This window comes from Streptomyces sp. NPDC048479 (assembly GCF_040651435.1).
Lineage (GTDB): Bacteria > Actinomycetota > Actinomycetes > Streptomycetales > Streptomycetaceae > Streptomyces.
In genome coordinates this window covers 1-17,705 of record NZ_JBEZKA010000021.1, presented here as the reverse complement: position 1 = coordinate 17,705, position 17,705 = coordinate 1, and the positions used below count along the sequence as shown (strand labels likewise).

The window sequence follows — 17,705 nt, the reverse complement described above, 5'->3', positions numbered from 1 at the left end:
GAGTGGGGTCCGGTGGCGTCCGCCCTCAACTGCCGCTCTGACCATGCTGTTTGCCGATACTTTCGATCTCGGCCGGGGCCCCCGCCATGATGGTGCGGGTGTGTTCGGTGACCAGGTCGGCGGGCCAGTCCCACCATGCGGTGTGCAGGAGGCGCTCGATGTCGGCATCGGCGAAGCGTTGCCGGATCGGCCGGGCCGGGTTGCCGCCCACGATCGTGTAGGGGGTGACGTCGGCGGTAACCACCGCGCCGGCTGCGATGATGGCGCCATCTCCGATCCGCACGCCGGGCATCACCGTCACCTGGTGCCCGAACCACACATCGTTGCCGACCACTGTGTCGCCGCGGCTGGGCATGGCGGTGACGATGTCCAGGGTCTGCTCGGCCCACCGGCCGCCGAACATGGTGAAGGGGAACGTGGACACCCCCATCGTCGGATGCTCGGCGCCGGCCATCAGAAACTTGGTGCCCGTGGCGATGGCGCAGTACTTGCCGATGATCAGACGCTCCGGCCCGTAGGCGTAGAGCACGTTGCGATGCTCGAAGTCTGTCGCGCCCTCGGGATCGTCGTAATAGGTGTACTCGCCTATGGCGATCTTCGGTGAGGTGATCAACGGTCGAAGGAACACGACGCGGTCATGCGCCGGCAGTGGGTGCACGGTGGTCGGATCGGGAGACAACGCAACATCCTTTATCGGTGGGGCCGGTGGCCGGTATGAGACGGCAACTGCGTCGCCGCGGGAGGCAGCGCTTGTTCTGCGGCGTGCTGATCGTCCGGGGCGCTGGGTGTGTTGCCTCGGCCTTCATGCCACCGGGGTCGAATAGATCATGCGGATCTCCGAAGTCCGGTAGCCGGCGCGGGCGAAGGCCGCGGCCATCGGCGCATTCCCGCTGTCCGTGGTGGCGGTGATGAGCTCGGCACCGGTGTCCGCGTGGATGCGGGTGATCTCGGCGAGGAGGTCGTCCACGTACCCGCGACCGCGGAACTCGGGTACGACGCCCAGGTAGCCGACGTTGCGGGCGTACGGCGTCGCGGACGGGAGAGCGAGTCCCACGACCTGCCCGTCCGGGGTGTGCGCCAGTCGCCACCACTCGCGCCGGCCGGGGCAGCCAAGGTAGAAGTCCATCTCGTCGCGGGCGGTGGCTTCGGCACCCTTGACCGCGATGTTCCTGCGGGTCTCGTCGTCCAGGCTACCGACGGCTATCCTCCGGAACAACTGGAGGAACTCCTCGTCCGACGCCGGGGCGAAGGCCAGCCGGCCCTCGGCACGGGGAAGGCCGGCATCGGGTGTCCACTCCAGGCGCAGCCGTTCCACCTCGTGGGTGAGCCCGGCCGCTACGGCGGCCTGGCGCCGCCAGCCCACGGCGGCCGCTGCGGCTGGATTGTCACGCCAGCCGACGGGCAGCGTCAGGTTGTACAGCGGAGGTTTGGGCGCTCCGTGGTCGGCGAACGCCCGCAGCCCGGCGCTCAGTAGCTCGGCCGCCACTTGCGCCCGGTCGGGGAGTGCGGGGTCCACGTGCAGGCAGTCCAGTGCGACGGGGTGAGCGCTGTCCGCCTGCCCCCACCACAGGGCTCTGGCCCATACCTGCCCGTCGTCCTCGGCGATCCAGGTCCACTGCGGCCGGTACATGCCCTGCCGCAGCTCGGCCAGGTAGCGGTCGGCCCCTATCCAGCCCACCGGCTCATCCACGATCACTTCTACGATGCGCTCCAGATCGGCCTCGGTCGTGGGACGAAACAACACGTGCTCTCCTACGGTTTGGTGTACGTGGTGACGGTCGCGCCCGTGGTGAAGACCCGGGAGCCGGTCAGCGTGAAGGCGGCAGGGTCGAATGCGGTATGGAACAGGGGAATGCCGTCCCCGAACACCACCGGGTAACGGTGGACGATCAGCTCGTCGATCTCACCCAGCAACTGTCCGGCCAGCACCGCGCCGCCGCACAGCCAGATGCCCCTGCCCGCTTGCTGCTTCAGCTCGCGGACGAATGCCGCCGGGTCGCCGGCAACGACGTCGACGTCAGGGGCGGGCTGTTCGAGGGATGAGGAGAACACGTACTGGCGCAGGTAGGGATACGGGCTGGTGACATTGGTCGCCAGAGAGGATTCGTAGGCGCCGCGCCCCATGACGACCGTGTCGAACCTCCTGTTCGCTGTGCTGACGGCACCCAGCGACCTGCGGACGTGGTCCGGGATGGTCTCGGGGTACTCGGCGAGGATCGCGGCCTTGAGGTCGCCGTCGAAGCCGGAAGAGTCGCACTGTCCGTCCGGACCGGCGATGAAGCCGTCGACGCTGCAGCCGATGAAGTACGTGAGCAGACGCATGCGGGTCCGATTCCGATCCGTTGCTGCCAGGGACGAGATGACACTAGGCACCCTGTTTCAGGAGGGCATCGGTCACCGCGACGTAACGTGACCCACCGCGCAGGCGACAAGCGTGGGGCGGCATCAGTAGCGACATCAGCAGGCCGGCCCGTGGTGGGGGCGCCAGACCTGGTCATGAAAGGCCCTGCCGGCACATCTCCCTGACGTACGACCGGTTCAGCCCGCAGATGCTTCGTTGTAGCCGGGGCCCTCTGCGGGCGGCATGAGTCGCTCAGGGTGCACGGAGCGACCGCCGGGCCTACCCACAGGCTTGGTCACTTGATGCGACTCATGACCAGCTTCGGGCGGGCGGCCTTGACGCGAGCGGGGCGCCGGCGGGAGTGCACGAACTTCCGCTCTCGTCGTTGACGTCCCCCTTCGTCACACCGCTGAGGATCCGGCTGCGTGCGTGACGAAGGTCAGCGCAGAAGGCCCACGATGAAATCGTCGCCGAGGCGCGCCACGTTCCCCAGGTCCAGCTGGCAAAATGGTTGTCCTCAACGCGCGGAGTTGAGTGCCGCTCCAGCGACACCGCCCCGCCGCCTTCGGTCCGTAAGCCAGGGCGCCTCTGTACCTTGGCGGCGGCCGCACCGACCACGGCCACCCGGCCATTGCAGCGAGGCGACGAGGAGACATGTCGAGACCGGAAGAGCAGGCCCCGGCGGAGCGCGGTTAAGGAACTGATCACGGCACTGAGGTGGAAGCTCCTGGGCCTCGCCGTGGCCGCAGGCACCTTGCTGACGGCCTGCTCGGCGAACCCGATCCTGCCGATGCCAGGGCGAAGCCCACCTGGGCCCCCGCCAAGCCCGGCGGGTCCGGCTCCCGTACACCGGGCAAGTAGCCCACTTCAGCCATCCGACCGACCGCACGCCCAGTGCACACTACTGGGCGTGCGGTCAGTTGCGTTTCAGGCCCGGGGGGCGTACCTACCTCGGACGACCTGGCGAAGCGGCTGCGGCCCCGTCCGCAAAGCGAAGGTAAAGAAATGCCCTCTGCGGGGAGTTGCGGTTGGGCCTGTTTTGAGCCACGCGGCAGAAGTCGCCCCTGCCGGGTTCCGTGGTGGAGCAATCGGTGGAGAACCGTCGAACCGGGCTGCCGTCGCTCCCGGTCGGGCCAGGGGGCGCTGTCGTCGCATAGGGAGACCGGACGCCAGGTCAGGGCTCCGGAGTGGGTGGTTCCAGCCAAAGTAGGGGTGTGAAGTAGGGGTACTCCAAGCTTTGGCCGCTCTGCTAGACATGGCCATACCGAAACGCGCGTACGGAAGTGGCGGAAGGGTTCGAACCGTCGAACGAGCGCGCTGCATCTGGGACTTGAACAGGGAGTTTCAGTCCGTTGATTGAAAAGCAAAACACTAGCCGCTGGGTTCGCCGCTACCACGCTTCGGACGAAAGCCCGATCCAACTGGTCTGTCTGCCGCACGCCGGCGGATCGGCCTCCTTCTACTTCCCCATGTCCCAGTCGCTGGCTCCGGCGGTGGACGTGCTCTCGGTGCAGTACCCCGGCAGGCAGGACCGCAGGGACGAGCCCGGGATCACCGACATCGGCGCCTACGCAGACGCCCTGACCAAGCAACTCGTACCGTGGCTCGATCGCCCCCTGGCGTTCTTCGGCCACAGCATGGGCGCGATTCTTGCCTTCGAGGTGACGCGCAGGCTGGAGCGTGACCACGGCGCCACTCCGGTGCGGATCTTCGCTTCCGGCCGGCGCTCGCCCTCCAGTTTCCGCCACGAGACCGTGCATCTGCGTGATGACGACGGAATTGTGGCGGAAATGCGGGAACTCAGTGGAACCGACGCGAAGATACTCGGGAACGAGGAAATCCTTTGCATGGTGCTCCCCGCGATTCGAAGCGACTACACCGCCATCGAGAACTACCGTGCCGCGCCGGAAGACATCGTGCGTACTCCCGTCACGGTACTGGCCGGTGACGCAGACCCGAAGACCAGCCGGGAAGAGGCGGCCGCCTGGGAAGCGCACACTGCCGGTGGATTCGACATACATCGTTTCCCGGGCGGCCATTTCTTCTTGGCGAATCATCAGGAACAGATCTTGAAAATTGTTTCGGAGGAACTCGCCGCAGCAGCTCGAAAGGACTGAGCAGAGCGCTGTGGACCAGGCCGGGGAAACCCGGCACGCCCCGTGCCAACCTCCGCCGCAGTGGCGGAGCCGGGAAGCCGAACGACCAACGGCCGACCGATGGCGACCGAACGGGGCAGGCCGCGGTGACGGCCCGGCGGTGCACACCGTGCACCCGCACACCGCGTGGTGCGGCGGCGCCTTCGTCGGGCGCCCGCCGGGCCCGTTGTGAGGTCTTCGCAAGTCGTGCAGTTCGGGGGAAGGAAAGTCAGTGGGGGCTAGGCTCGTCGAGCGCGAGAAGCAGCTGGAGACGCTGAGGGAATTGCTCGGCCGCGCAATGCGTGGCCGGGGACGCGTCGCCGTCATCAGCGGGGCAGTCGCCGGCGGCAAAACGAGTCTGCTGGAAAGCTTCACCGAAGAGGCGATCTCCGAGGGCGCGCTGGTGCTGGAAGCCGCCGGCTCCCGGGCGGAGCGCTATCTTCCCTTCGGAGTTCTGCGCAGAATCCTCGACAGCGCGGCACCCCTGTCGCCCGAGGTCCACGCCTACGCCACCGAACTGCTGGACCGCGTCTCCGCCGAGACGACGGACGCCGAAGGCGCCGTCGAGGCAGGCATGCGCGTCCTGCCCCATGTCTCCACCGCGCTGCTGCGGATCGCCCGGAACCGGACCGTCGTTATCGCCGTCGACGACGTCCACCACGGCGACGAACTCTCCCTCGCCTTCCTGCTGTGCCTCGCCCGCCGAGTGCGGCAGGCGGGTGTCCTGATCGTGCTCACCGAAGCCGTCCGGCTGCGGCCCGCGCAACTCGCCTTCCACGCCGAACTGCAGCGCCAGCCCAACTGCACCAGCCTCCGGCTTCCCCTGCTCACCACGGGCGGCACCGCGCGCGTCCTCGCCGACCACTTCTCACCTTCGGCGGCGCAACGGCTGTCCGCCGAGTGCCAGGAGACCACCGGCGGCAATCCGCTGCTGGTCAGGGCGCTGGTCGACGACGGCCTCACGGCGCTCGGGGACAGCGAGCCCTTCCAACGGCTCGCCCCCGCCGAGACCTTCGAGCGCGCCGTGCTCGACTGTCTGCACCGCGGCGACCCCGAACTGCTGACCGTCGCCCGGGGCGTTGCCGTACTCGGTGACGCCCGCTCCGCGGTCCTGCTCAGCCGGATCGTCGACCTGCACGTCAAGGCCACCGAACAGGCCCTACAGGACCTCAGCCGGTGCGCCGTCCTGCACAACGGCTCCTTCCGCGACCCCGCGGCCCGCACCGCCGTCCTGGAAGCCGCCCCGCCCGGCGCGCTGTCCGCACTGCACCTGCGCGCCGCGAGACTCCTGCACCAGGAAGGCGCGGCGGCGCTCGATGTCGCCCGCCACCTCCTCGCCGCCCGCAAGAACGTCGAGGACTGGGCGATCCCCGTCCTCCAGGAGGCGGCCGAGTACGCCCTCGTCGACGATGAGCACGAACTCGCCCTGCGCTGCGGTGAACTGGCGGTCGCCTCCTGTGTCGAGGGCCCCCGGCACGCCGCCCTCAAGTCCCGGCTGGTGAGCATCGTCTGGCGCAGTAGCCCGGCCGCGGCCGAGGGGCATCTGCGGCAGCTGTCCCGCGAGCTCACCGCCGGCCGGCTCGCCGACCGTGATCTCGTCCAGGCCGTGTCGTGCCTGGTGTGGATGGGGGAGTCCCAGGGCGCGAGCGAGGCGGTACTCCAGCTGCAGGAGACCGGCAGCAAGGCCGAGGCCGCCGGACGGGCGCCTGCGTACGACCCGAGCACGCTCGCCGCCGCCCAGAGCTGGCTCTCGATGGTCAGCCCACCGGTCCGCGACATCTTCGCCGCCGTGGAACCTCCGCCGACAACGCTGTCAGGCGCGCCGGGGGCGCTGCCCGTCGCGGGGCTCGAGAGCGTCCCGTACGACATGCCCGACAACGCCTACGTCCAGGCCGCCGACGCCGTCCGCACCGCCCTGCGCGGCGGGACCCGGGCCGCCGCCGCCGTCAGCCAGGCCACACGGGTGCTCCAGCGCTACCACCTCAGCGACCGCACCCTCCAGCCCCTCGTCTTCGCCCTCCTCGCCGTCGTCTACGCGGGACGCCTCGACCTTGCGCTCGACTGGTGCCAACGACTGCTCAGTGAGTGCTCCGCCCGCAACGCCCCGACCTGGCAGGCCGCCCTCGGCGTGGTCCGGGCCGAGATATCGCTGCGCCAGGGCGATCTGCCCGGCGCGGCCGCCCAGGCCCGCCACGCCATGTCCCGCATCTCTTTGCAGAGCTGGGGCGTGGGCATCGCATTGCCGCTGGCCATCCTCGTCGAGTCCGAGATCCAGATGGGCAACCACGAGGAGGCGATGAGCCTGCTCGAACAGCCCGTGCCCGAGGCCATGTTCGACACCCTGTCCGGCCTGCACTACCGCAGGGCCCGGGGCCGCTGCCACCTGGCCACCGGCCGCTACCACGCCGCCCTGCGCGACTTCCTGAACTGCGGCGAGCTGATGCAGGCCTGGGACATGGACGCGGCGGAGCTGATGCCGTGGCGGCTGGACGCCGCCGAGGCGTGGCTGGCCCTCGGCAACCCCGCGCGCGCGAAGGAGTACACCGAGCAGCAGAAGCAGCGCGAGACGGGGCCCGTGGGCAGCCGGACGCGTGGCTTCCTGTTGCTCGCGCTCGCCCGCACCGGCGGTGACCTCACGTTCCGGCTCAAGCGGCTCACCGAGGCCGTCGAGACCTTGGAGGAGGGCGGAGACCGGCTCCAACTGGCCGTGGCGCTGGGGGAGCTGGGCCGCGGCTACCGTGCGCTGGGCGATTTCAACCGGGCTCGGATGCTGGTGCGCAAGGCGTGGCACGTCGCCAAGTCCTGCGGCGCCGAACCGCTGTGCCAGCAGTTCATGCCGGGCCAGGGCGACGGCGAGGCCGGTGCGCAGAGCGGCCGGGAGGCAGAGCCCCCCAGTGAGGTCGAGGTGCTATCCGAGGCCGAGGCGCGGGTCGCGCTGCTGGCGGCGCGCGGCCACACCAACCGTGAGATAGCGACCAAGCTGTATGTCACCGTGTCGACGGTCGAGCAGCATCTGACGCGCATCTACCGCAAGCTGAAGGTGAAGCGGCGCCGCGATCTGCCCGCCCGGCTGTCGGACATGAGCCTGCCGGGTATCGCCTGACCGTGCTCGGCGCCGGGAGCCCGGCGCCGGGGCTCACCGCCGGGGGGCTCGGCGCTCGCCGTCCCCCCGGCCGAACCCGTCAGGACAGCAGGCCGCGCTCCAGTGCCGTGATCACCGCGGCCGTCCGGTCCGAAACCGACAGCTTCTTGAACGACCGCAGTAGATGCGTCTTCACCGTCGCCTCGCTGATGAACAGACGACGGCCGATATCCGCGTTGGTCAGCCCGAGGCTGACCAGCTGGAGCACCTCGCGCTCACGGTCCGACAGCGCCGGCGGCTCCACCACCCGGGCCCGGAACAGCTTGGGGGCCAGCGACGGCGTCAGCACCGTCTCGCCGCGGGCCGCCGCCTTCACCGCCTGCACCAGGTCGTCGCGCGAACTGCCCTTGAGCAGATAGCCCGCCGCGCCCGCCTCCACGGCCCGCAGGATGTCGGTGTCGCTCTCGTACGTCGTCACGATCACCACCTTGGTGGCCGGAGCGGCGCGCAGCAGGTGGCCGGTGGTCTCCACTCCGTCCATCCCGCCCATCTGCAGGTCGAGCAGGACGATGTCGGGAGCCAGCCTGGCGACCATCGTGATCGCCTCCTCGCCCGAGCCGGCCTGCCCGACGACGCTCACGCCGTCGGCGGACTGCAGCATCGAGCTCAGGCCCTCCCGTACGACCGGATGGTCGTCGACCAGCATCACGCCGATCGTCTTGTCAGCGCTCATCGGCTGCCTCTCCACTCGCGGGCACGGGCACTGTCACCTCGATGGTGGTGCCCCGCCCGGGGCTGCTGACCACGGTCGCCGCCCCGCTGATCCCGTGTGCGCGGGCCTGCATACCGCGCAGCCCGAATCCCTGCTGGTCCTCGGTGACGGCGAACCCGGGCCCGTCGTCCCGTACGAGCAGCCGGACGGTGTCCTGTTCGTACACCAGCCGGATCTCGGCCGTGCGTGCCTTGCCCGCGTGCTTGCGGATGTTCGCGATGGCCTCCTGGAGGGAGCGCAGCAGGACCACGCTGACCGCCATCGGCAGCTCCCGCTCGTTTCCCTCGACGGTGACGTCCGCCCGCATGCCGGTCTGCGCCGTCAGGCCCTCGGCCTGCCGCCGCGCCGCCTGCACAAGCGAGGACTCCTGCAGCGCGGGCGGGGTGAGCTCGGTGACGAACTCGCGGGCCTCAGCCAGGCTTTCGCGGGCCACGCGGCCCGCCAGCCCCAGATGCGACCTGGCCAGTTCCGGGTCGGCCGTGAAGTCGGTCTCGGCGGCCTGTACGAGGCCGATGATGCTGGTGAGGCCCTGGGCGAGGGTGTCGTGGATCTCCCGGGCGAGCCGCTCGCGCTCGGCGGAGACCCCCGCCTCGCGCGACAGCCGAGCGACATGCTCGCGGTTGCGTTGCAACTCCTTGATGAGTTCGGCCCGTTCCCGGCTCTGCCGGGTCACGCGGGTGATCCACAGCCCGAGCATGACCGACAGGGCGATGCCGAGGAGCGAGGTGGGCAGGACGGCCAGGATGTCGCGGCTCAGGGTGCCGCCGCGCAGCCACACCACGATGACCGGCATCAGATTGGCCAGCATGACCACGGCGATCGCCGGTGAGGTCGCCAGGCTCATCATCAGCATCGGGACCACGGCGAACAGCGCGAAGGAGGCCGCCAGGTCGAAGACCACGGCCACCGCGAACAGCACGAACAGGCCGACGGAGAAGACGATGCTGCGCCGGCCGTGCCCCTGGCCCTGCTGGATCATCGCGCTGCGTCCCAGGGCCGCGTACCAGGGCACGGCCAGGGTCAGCGCGGCCATCGCCACGGCACGGTGGACCTGCTCACCCGCGGAGGTGAACAGCAGCATGGTGGTGACGGCGTACGAGACCGCGAAGAAGGCGTCCCACAGGCCGAACCACCGGGTTCCCGCCTCGGGCGCGTGATCCGGGCCGTCGGCCGCCTCCGCCGCCCGGGTTTCAGTGCTCACCCGACAAGTCCTATCACCCCTGCCGGGCGCGGCACGAGGGCGGCCGTGCGCCCGGCGGCGTCCACCGTGTCCACCGGTCGGTTGACAGCCGAACCCACCGGTCAGTTGTCCTCGCGTCCCCCGCCCGCCCCATAGCGTTGCAGGTGAGAGGCATGGAGTACTGCACTGCCGAACGACAGGCACTGCCGAAGCAGAGGAAGAGGCCCACCCCATGAGCCCGTTCTTGACCGCACTGATCGCCAGCGGGACGATCCTGACCATCATTCTGTCGACCGACCTCGGCACCCGCCAAGTCACCAATATGCGGATGCTGCGCTCGATCCTTGCGGTCGTCATCGTCCTCGCGCTCTTCGTGCACACGCTGCCGGTCGACGGCAACGATCCCTCGCTCCAGCTGGCGGGCATCGGCGCCGGTGTCATCTGCGGACTGGTCGCCGCGGCACTGCTCCCCGCCCACCGGGACGCCTCCGGTGAGATCTACACCAAGGGCGGTATCGGTTACGCGCTGGTGTGGACCGCGCTGTCCGCCTCACGTGTGCTCTTCGCCTACGGTTCAGAGCACTGGTTCAGCGAGGGCATCATCCGTTTCAGCATCGATTACAAGCTCAGCGGACAGGACGTCTACTCCAACGCCTTCGTCTTCATGGCCCTGGCTATGGTGCTGACTCGGACCGCCGTCCTGCTGAACAAGCGCCGCCGGCTGCGGGGCGGGCCGACTCCGGCGGCTGGCAACGCGGCGGCACACCAGGGGAGTTCCGCCAGCGCGCACTGATATGACGGTGCGTCAGGTCCGGTTCGGTGCAAGATCGTCTCAGAGCTAGGGTGAAGCAGTGGAACGCATGGATGATGTGAGGCTCAGGCCCCCGCGCAATCGTGTCGAGGGCCGGGCAGTCGGCTGGTGGACGCTTCAGTCGGCGATGTTCGCCCTGCCCCTGCCGATCGTCTTCGGCGTGCTGTATCTCTTCATCCCGCCCGCCAGGCCGTTCTTCGGCTGGGCCTTCCTGATCTCGCTCGTACCGGGCCTCGCCTACATGGCCGTCATGCCCGTCTGGCGTTACCGGGTGCACCGTTGGGAGACCACCGACGAAGCCGTCTACGCGGCGTCCGGCTGGCTCTGGCAGCGCTGGCGGGTCGTGCCGCTGTCCCGCATCCAGACCGTGGACACCCTCCGCGGGCCTCTCCAGCAGCTCTTCGGCCTCTCCGGCATCACCGTCACCACCGCCTCCTCCTCCGGCGCCGTGAGGATCAAGGGAATCGACCACCGGACCGCGCAGGAAGTGGTCGAGCACCTCACCAAGTCGACCCAGGCCACGCCGGGAGACGCGACATGAGCCACGACACCGAGCAGCGGGAGACCACCGGGACCTCCAACGGCGCCGCCGAAGGCACCGAGTGGAGCAGGCTCAGCCCCAGGCTGCTGCTGGTCAATCTGAGCATGCTCGCCGGACCGCTCGCCCTGTTCGCCGTCACTGTCGCCCTCACCGGCGCCAACCTCCAGGCCCTCATCTCGCTCGGCTCACTGGTGATCACCTTCCTGGTCATCACCGGGATCAGCACGATGCGGCTGCTCACCACCCGCTTCCGCGTCACCGGCGACCGCGTCGAACTGCGCTCCGGGCTGCTCTTCCGCAGCCGCCGCTCGGCCCCCGTCGACCGGATCCGCAGTGTCGACCTCGACGCCAAGCCGATGCACCGCCTCTTCGGCCTCACCTCGCTGCGCATCGGCACCGGCGAACAGAGCTCGTCCGCCAGCCGCAATTTCTCCCTCGACGGCATCACCAAGCATCAGGCGAGCGAACTGCGCAGGCTCCTCCTCGACCGCCGCGGCAGCGGCCGCACCACCGGTCAGGACGAGGACGTCACCATCGCCGAGATGGACTGGGCCTGGCTGCGGTACGCGCCGCTCACCCTGTGGGGCGTCGGCAGTGTCTTCGCCGGCGTCGGCACCGCCTACCGCATCCTGCACGAGATGAAGATCGACCCGCTCGAACTCGGCATCGTCAAGGGCATCGAGGACCGCTTCGGTTCCGTACCCCTGTGGTTCGGCATACTCGTCGCCGTCGTGATCACCGCCGTCGCAGGTGTCGCGATCTCCACCGCCACCTTCGTGGACGCCTGGGCCAACTACCGCCTGGAGCGCGAGCAGGACGGTGTCTTCCGGGTCCGCCGCGGACTGCTCATCTCCCGCTCCGTCACCATCGAGGAGCGCCGGCTGCGCGGCGTCGAGGTCGCCGAGCCGATGTTGCTGCGCTGGGCGGGCGGCGCCCGCCTGAACGCCATCGCCAGCGGCCTCGGCAACAGCGACGAGAACCGCAGCCGCCGCTCCCTGACCCCGCCTGTGCCCCGGGACGAGGCCCTGCGGGTCGCCGCCGACGTCCTCGCCGAGGAACAGTCCCCGACCGAGCTGACCGAGCTCGTCCCGCACCCTCGCGTCGCCCTGCGCCGCCGTATCAACCGCGGCCTGATGGTCCTCGCACCTGTCGTCGCGATCCCGCTGGGCCTGGGGCTGTGGCTCACCCCCGTCCTGGTGCACACCGCCTGGATCACGGCCCTCGTCGGCCTGCCGGTCGTCATCGCCCTCGCCAACGACGCCTACCGTGCCCTCGGCCACGGAATCCGTGACCGCTACCTCGTCGTCCGCGCCGGCACCTTCGCCCGCCGCACCGCCGCCCTCCAGCGCGACGGCGTCATCGGCTGGAACATCACCCGCTCCTACTTCCAGCGACGCAACGGACTGCTCACCATCGGCGCCACCACCGCCGCGGGCGACGGCTCCTACAAGGTCCGGGACGTATCCGTCGGCGTCGGCCTGGCCTTCGCCGAAGAGGCCGTGCCCAAGCTGCTCGCCCCGTTCATCGAACGCGTCCCGCGCGGCTGACCCTCAGACCAACTGGCGATCCCCCGAGAGGTGGAGGGGCGGCGACCCCCGTGCCGCCCCTCCACCTCGCACCGACCGCCCGCACGCGGCAGGGGCCGTATCCGGAAACGCCTTCCGGATACGGCCCCTGCCGCTTGTCCTTCCGCGCGCTCAGCCCGCCAGCTCCTCCAGCCTCGGCACCAGCGACGCGGGAGAGGGCATCGTCCCGATCTCCTCGCGCACCTCATGTGCGACCGCCGTCATCTTCTCGTCCGACAGCAGCCGCCCGAGCACCGCCGCGTCGAGATCGTCGGCCGTGCCGAGCAGACCCGCGCCCCGGTCCCGTACGGCCTCCGCATTGATCTGACGGTCCGCGCCGTCCGGCAGGACGAGCTGCGGCACACCCGCGTTCAGCGCGGCCAGCGTCGTCCCCGCACCACCGTGGTGCACCGCCGCGTCGCAGGTCTGCAGCAGCGCCGTCAGCGGCACCCACCCCACGACCCGCACATTGTCGGGCAGTTCGCCGAGCGCAGCCGTGTCCACATCACCCAGCGCCAGAACGAACTCCGCGTCCACCCCGGAGGCGGCGGCCGCCATCCGCTGAACCGGCCCCAGGCCGTTCACATGCACCGAAGCCGTGCCCAGCGTCACACCGATCCGGCGGCCCTTCGGCTCGTCCAGCAGCCAGTCCGGCAGCACGGCACCGCTGTTGTACGGGACGGGCCGCATCGACCAGCCGTCGCGCTCGGGCTCCGCCATGCTCGGCGGCGCGATGTCGATCGTCGGTACCCGGCCGGGCACCTGGTCCACGCCGTGCCGGGCCATAGTCTCGCCCAGCATCGACACCGTCAGCTCCCGCAGCTGCGTACCGCGCGCGAAGCCGAAGTTGTGCTGCACCGCCGGGACGCCCAGCCGCGCGGCGGCGATCAGACCCGACACAAAGATCTGCTCGAAGACGATCAGGTCGGGCCGGAACGCGTCGGCGGTCCGCACGATGCCGTCAGCCAGATGGTTGTTGAGGTGGGTGAAGAGCCTCAGCCCGTCCATCGGGTCGACACCGCCCGGACCGCGCAGCCGAGCCATCAGCTCACCGGCCGTCGACTGGAGGAAGCTCTCCAGCTCGAAGCCGGGGGAGACATCCGCCACATGCAGACCGGCGTTGGCGGCCTCCAGCGCGTCGCCGGCACTGGCGACCAGTACCTCGTGTCCGGCCGAGCGCAGCGCCCAGGCCAGCGGAATGGTGGGAAAGACATGGCCAATGGCCGGATACGAGACGAACAGCACGCGCATGGAAACGCGCTCCTCTCGGGTAGCTGTGTATTTGCCAGGCCGGAGGTTCGACGATGGAATAGCATCGTTATTCTTGCAATTACCAGCCTTCTCGGCGCATCCTGATGCAGTCGCGCATGCCGAGTCAAGGCGCTGCCTGAGCCCGGGGGTTAGGGGTCCGTAGGGGCTTGTTAGGGGTTTCTCCCTCTTCTTCCGCATGCAAGAGTGACCCCTGGTCTTGGATTCTTTATTCGGGGGTAATGGAGCGCGCGATGTTGAATGAGTCCGAGGATTTCACGCCCGAAATCAATGTCGCCTCCGAGGCCGGTGGAACGCAGGGCGAAAGTCCCGAAGGGGCCTCGTCGTGGGAGCAGCGCCTGGCCGGCCTCACCGAGACCGAGCAGCACGCCGCCCTGCTGGAGTGGGTCGCCTCGCTGGCCTCCGCCGCGCTGCGGGACACAGCCCCCGCCACCCTCGACCCCCACCGCCCCTTCCTGGACCTGGGCTTCGACTCGCTCGCCGCCGTCGATCTGCACGCCAGGCTCGTCGCCGGAACCGGCCTGCGCCTGCCGGTCACCCTCGCCTTCGACCACCCCACCCCCGTGCACCTCGCCCGCCATCTGCGCGCCGCGATCCTCGGCCTGACCGAGCACACCGGGACGCCCGTCACCGCCGCCGTCAGCAGCGACGAACCCATCGCCATCGTGGGCATCGGCTGCCGCTTCCCCGGTGACGTCCAGTCCCCCGAAGCGCTGTGGGACCTCGTCGCGGCCGGCACCGACGCCATTTCCGAATTCCCGACCGGGCGCGGCTGGGATCTCGACGCGCTGTACGACCCGGACCCCGACCGGGCCGGCACCAGCTACGCCCGCGAGGGCGGATTCCTGCACGACGCCGACCAATTCGACGCGGCATTCTTCGGCATATCACCGCGCGAGGCACTGGCGATGGACCCGCAGCAGCGCCTGCTTCTCGAAACGTCCTGGGAGGCATTCGACCGGGCCGGAGTCGACCCCTCAGGGCTGCGTGGCGGCCAAGTCGGCGTATTCGTCGGCGCCGAGACCCAGGAATACGGTCCCCGGCTCCAGGATGCCACGGACGGATTCGAGGGATACCTCGTCACCGGAAACGCGGCGAGCGTCGCCTCCGGCCGTATCGCCTACACCTTCGGATTCGAGGGCCCGACGGTCACCGTCGACACGGCCTGCTCCTCCTCTCTCGCCGCCCTCCACCTCGCAGTCCAGGCGCTGCGCACCGGCGAATGCTCCCTGGCGCTCGCCGGCGGCGTTGCCGTGATGGCTAGCCCCGGATCCTTCGTCTCCTTCAGCCGCCAGCGCGGCCTGGCTCCCGACGGCCGCTGCAAGCCGTTCGCCGCGGCCGCCGACGGTACGGCGTGGGGCGAGGGCGTCGGCATGCTGCTGGTGGAGCGGCTCTCCGACGCGCGAGCCAAGGGCCACAAGATCCTGGCCGTCGTCCGCGGCTCCGCCATCAACCAGGACGGTGCGAGCAACGGCCTGACCGCACCCAGCGGCCCCTCCCAACAGCGCGTCATCCGGCAGGCGCTGGCCAATGCCGGCCTGTCCGCCGCCGAGGTCGACGTCGTCGAAGCCCACGGCACCGGCACCCGGCTCGGCGACCCGATCGAGGCCCAGGCGCTCCTCGCCACGTACGGCCAGCAGCACACCGACGACCAGCCCCTGTGGCTCGGCTCCCTGAAGTCGAACATCGGCCACACGCAGGCCGCCGCAGGTGTCGCGGGCATCATCAAAATGATCATGGCCATGCGGCACGGTGTCCTGCCCCGGACACTCCACGTCGACGAGCCGACCCCGCACGTCGACTGGGAGGCCGGAGCGGTCTCCCTGCTGACGGAGGCCGTGGAGTGGCCGGAGTCGGACCGTCCGCGTCGGGCAGGTGTCTCGTCGTTCGGCATGAGCGGCACCAATGCGCACGCCATTATCGAGGAGCCGCCGGCCGACGACCGCGACGCTTCGCAGGCGGCCGACCACGAGGGGCCCGAGTCCGAACAGCGGGCTGAGCGGTCCGAATCGGACCAGTCGGCCGAGAAGTCCGAATCCGGCCGGCAGACCGAGAGCCTCGCATCGGACCAGTGGGCCGAAGCCACCGAATACGACGAGCAGCAGGTACGGGACACCCCTGCGGCACCGGGCCTCCTGCCCTGGACCCTGTCGGCCAAGACCCCCGAAGCGCTCCGCGCGCAGGCGCGCAGGCTGAGCGACCGGCTCGAAGCACAGCCGGACGTCACCCCCCTCGACATCGGCCACTCCCTGGCGACCACCCGAGGCCGCTTCGAGCAGCGCGCCGTCGTACTCGGCGACGACCGCGAGACGCTGCTGCGCGGACTGCACGCCCTCGCCGAGAGCACCGACGCACCCTCCGTCGTCCAGGGCGCGCCCGCGGCGGGCAAGCTGGCGTTCCTCTTCACCGGCCAGGGCAGCCAGCGGCTGGGCATGGGCCGTGAGCTGTACGACACGTACCCGGTGTTCGCCGACGCCCTCGACGACGCCTGCTGGTACCTCGACGAACAGCTCGAACTCCCGCTCCTCGACGTGCTGTTCGCGGACGAGGGCACACCGGGGGCCGCACTCCTGCACCAGACCGCGTACACGCAGCCTGCGTTGTTTGCGGTTGAGGTGGCGTTGTTCCGGCTGGTGGAGTCGTGGGGTGTGAAGCCGGATTTCCTGGCGGGGCATTCGATCGGTGAGATCGCCGCAGCGCATGTGGCGGGTGTGTTCTCGCTGGAAGACGCCTGCATGCTGGTGGCGGCTCGTGGGCGGCTGATGCAGGCGCTGCCGACGGGTGGCGTGATGATCGCGGTCCAGGCATCCGAGGACGAGGTCCTGCCGCTGCTCACGGACCGGGTGAGCATTGCGGCGATCAATGGTCCCCAGTCGGTCGTGATCGCCGGTGACGAGGATGCAGCGGTTGCGATCGCCGGGTCCTTCGAGGTTCAGGGCCGCAAGGCGAAGCGTCTGACGGTGAGCCATGCGTTCCACTCGCCGCACATGGACGGCATGCTGGAGGAGTTCCTCCGCGTGGCCCAGGTGCTGGACTACGGGACGCCCATCCTCCCCGTCGTCTCCCTCCTCACGGGCAGCACCGCCACCGCCGCCGAACTGGCCACCCCCGAGTACTGGGTGCGTCACGTCCGGGACGCCGTACGGTTCCTCGACGGCGTACGCACTCTTCAGGAGCGCGGCGCCGGCACCTTCCTGGAGCTCGGACCGGACCCCGTGCTCACCGCCATGGCGCAGGACTGCGTCGACCCGCAGGGCATCGCCTTCGCACCGGCCCTGCGCTCCGGCCGCCCCGAAGCGGACACTCTGCTCAACGCCGTCGCCCGCGCACACGTGCGGGGTGTGGAGGTGGACTGGGCAGCGTTCTTCGCAGGTACGGGTGCCCAGCGGGTCGATCTGCCGACCTACGCCTTCCAGCGGCAGCGCTACTGGATGGACTCGCGGACCCCCGCCGCCGAATCCGCCGGCGCCGCGCGCCGTACCGACCCGGCTGACAGCGTCTTCTGGGACGCCGTCGAGCACGAGGACGTGGCCACGCTCGCCGCCGCGCTCGAACTGGACCTCGACGGCGAACAGCCGCTCAGCGAGGTCGTGCCGGCTCTGTCGGCGTGGCGTCGCCGACGCCGTACCCAGTCGGAGGTGGATGGTTGGCGGTACCGGGTGTCGTGGAAGCCGCTGGCTGAGGTCTCGTCGGGGGCACGGTTGTCCGGCTCCTGGCTGGTAGTGGTGCCGGCCGGGGGTGTGGACGACTCGGTTGTGGTGGGTGGGCTGGCTGAGCGTGGTGTTGAGGTCCGGCGGGTGGTGGTTGAGGCCGGTGCGGATCGGGTCGCGTTGGCGCAGCTGTTGGTCGAGGCGGGTTCGTGTGCTGGTGTGGTGTCGTTGCTGGGGCTGGACGAGTCCGGTGGGTTGTTGGCCACGGCTGGTTTGGTGCAGGCGTTGGGTGATGCCGGGGTGGAGGCGCCGTTGTGGTGTCTGACTCGTGGTGCGGTGTCGGTGGGCCGTTCGGATCG

The 17,705-nt window shown here is 69.9% G+C and carries 12 protein-coding genes; 6 read left to right on the top strand and 6 right to left on the bottom strand.

What is annotated here, in order from left to right:
• Positions 1 to 25: 25 nt before the first annotated feature.
• The 3 genes from AB0D12_RS28500 to AB0D12_RS28490 form a co-directional block, all read right to left on the bottom strand.
• The gene (locus AB0D12_RS28500) at positions 26 to 679 is read right to left on the bottom strand and encodes a CatB-related O-acetyltransferase (protein WP_362688729.1); all 654 of its coding nucleotides are present in this window, start codon (positions 677 to 679) and stop codon (positions 26 to 28) included.
• 123 nt (positions 680 to 802) lie between these two features.
• A complete protein-coding gene (locus tag AB0D12_RS28495) occupies positions 803 to 1,744 on the bottom strand; it encodes a GNAT family N-acetyltransferase (RefSeq protein WP_362688726.1) in 942 nt (313 codons plus the stop codon).
• A gap of 8 nt (positions 1,745 to 1,752) precedes the next feature.
• On the bottom strand, positions 1,753 to 2,322 hold the full coding sequence (locus tag AB0D12_RS28490) for a dihydrofolate reductase family protein (RefSeq protein ID WP_362688723.1): 570 nt from the start codon (positions 2,320 to 2,322) through the stop codon (positions 1,753 to 1,755).
• Positions 2,323 to 3,693: 1,371 nt separating this feature from the next.
• Here AB0D12_RS28490 and AB0D12_RS28485 point away from each other — a divergent pair.
• Positions 3,694 to 4,458, top strand: a complete 765-nt coding sequence (locus AB0D12_RS28485) for an alpha/beta fold hydrolase (protein ID WP_362688720.1) — start codon at positions 3,694 to 3,696, stop codon at positions 4,456 to 4,458.
• Between the two features lie 250 nt (positions 4,459 to 4,708).
• A complete protein-coding gene (locus tag AB0D12_RS28480) occupies positions 4,709 to 7,579 on the top strand; it encodes an AAA family ATPase (RefSeq protein WP_362688717.1) in 2,871 nt (956 codons plus the stop codon).
• A 79-nt stretch (positions 7,580 to 7,658) separates the two neighbouring features.
• Here AB0D12_RS28480 and AB0D12_RS28475 read toward each other — a convergent pair whose 3' ends face one another.
• The gene (locus tag AB0D12_RS28475) at positions 7,659 to 8,291 is read right to left on the bottom strand and encodes a response regulator transcription factor (protein WP_362688714.1); all 633 of its coding nucleotides are present in this window, start codon (positions 8,289 to 8,291) and stop codon (positions 7,659 to 7,661) included.
• Complete coding sequence (locus tag AB0D12_RS28470; protein ID WP_362688711.1) at positions 8,281 to 9,531, bottom strand: sensor histidine kinase; 1,251 nt, start codon at positions 9,529 to 9,531, stop codon at positions 8,281 to 8,283. Before AB0D12_RS28470 ends, AB0D12_RS28475 begins: the two co-directional genes overlap by 11 nt.
• 211 nt (positions 9,532 to 9,742) lie before the next feature.
• Between AB0D12_RS28470 and AB0D12_RS28465 the strand changes: the two genes are divergently transcribed.
• From AB0D12_RS28465 to AB0D12_RS28455, 3 genes are read left to right on the top strand one after another with little or no spacing between them, the layout of a single operon-like run.
• The gene (locus tag AB0D12_RS28465) at positions 9,743 to 10,303 is read left to right on the top strand and encodes a hypothetical protein (RefSeq protein ID WP_362688708.1); all 561 of its coding nucleotides are present in this window, start codon (positions 9,743 to 9,745) and stop codon (positions 10,301 to 10,303) included.
• A gap of 58 nt (positions 10,304 to 10,361) precedes the next feature.
• A complete protein-coding gene (locus AB0D12_RS28460; RefSeq protein ID WP_362688705.1) occupies positions 10,362 to 10,862 on the top strand; it encodes a PH domain-containing protein in 501 nt (166 codons plus the stop codon).
• Positions 10,859 to 12,409: a PH domain-containing protein gene (locus tag AB0D12_RS28455; RefSeq protein ID WP_362688702.1), complete on the top strand. Its 1,551-nt coding sequence runs from the start codon at positions 10,859 to 10,861 to the stop codon at positions 12,407 to 12,409. Before AB0D12_RS28460 ends, AB0D12_RS28455 begins: the two co-directional genes overlap by 4 nt.
• A gap of 150 nt (positions 12,410 to 12,559) precedes the next feature.
• Here the strand turns inward: AB0D12_RS28455 and AB0D12_RS28450 are convergent, their stop codons facing one another.
• On the bottom strand, positions 12,560 to 13,678 hold the full coding sequence (locus AB0D12_RS28450) for a nucleotide disphospho-sugar-binding domain-containing protein (RefSeq protein WP_362688699.1): 1,119 nt from the start codon (positions 13,676 to 13,678) through the stop codon (positions 12,560 to 12,562).
• A 251-nt stretch (positions 13,679 to 13,929) separates the two neighbouring features.
• Between AB0D12_RS28450 and AB0D12_RS28445 the strand changes: the two genes are divergently transcribed.
• Positions 13,930 to 17,705 (top strand): beta-ketoacyl synthase N-terminal-like domain-containing protein (locus AB0D12_RS28445; RefSeq protein ID WP_362688696.1); only part of this gene is annotated, 3,776 nt, incomplete at its 3' end.

Excerpts from the sequence above, each read along its gene's own strand:
- AB0D12_RS28490 (WP_362688723.1), bottom strand. The coding sequence starts at position 2,322 with ATGCGTCTGCTCACGTACTTCATCGGCTGCAGCGTCGACGGCTTCATC.
- AB0D12_RS28475 (WP_362688714.1), bottom strand. The coding sequence starts at position 8,291 with ATGAGCGCTGACAAGACGATCGGCGTGATGCTGGTCGACGACCATCCG.
- AB0D12_RS28465 (WP_362688708.1), top strand. The coding sequence starts at position 9,743 with ATGAGCCCGTTCTTGACCGCACTGATCGCCAGCGGGACGATCCTGACC.
- AB0D12_RS28455 (WP_362688702.1), top strand. The coding sequence starts at position 10,859 with ATGAGCCACGACACCGAGCAGCGGGAGACCACCGGGACCTCCAACGGC.
- AB0D12_RS28450 (WP_362688699.1), bottom strand. The coding sequence starts at position 13,678 with ATGCGCGTGCTGTTCGTCTCGTATCCGGCCATTGGCCATGTCTTTCCC.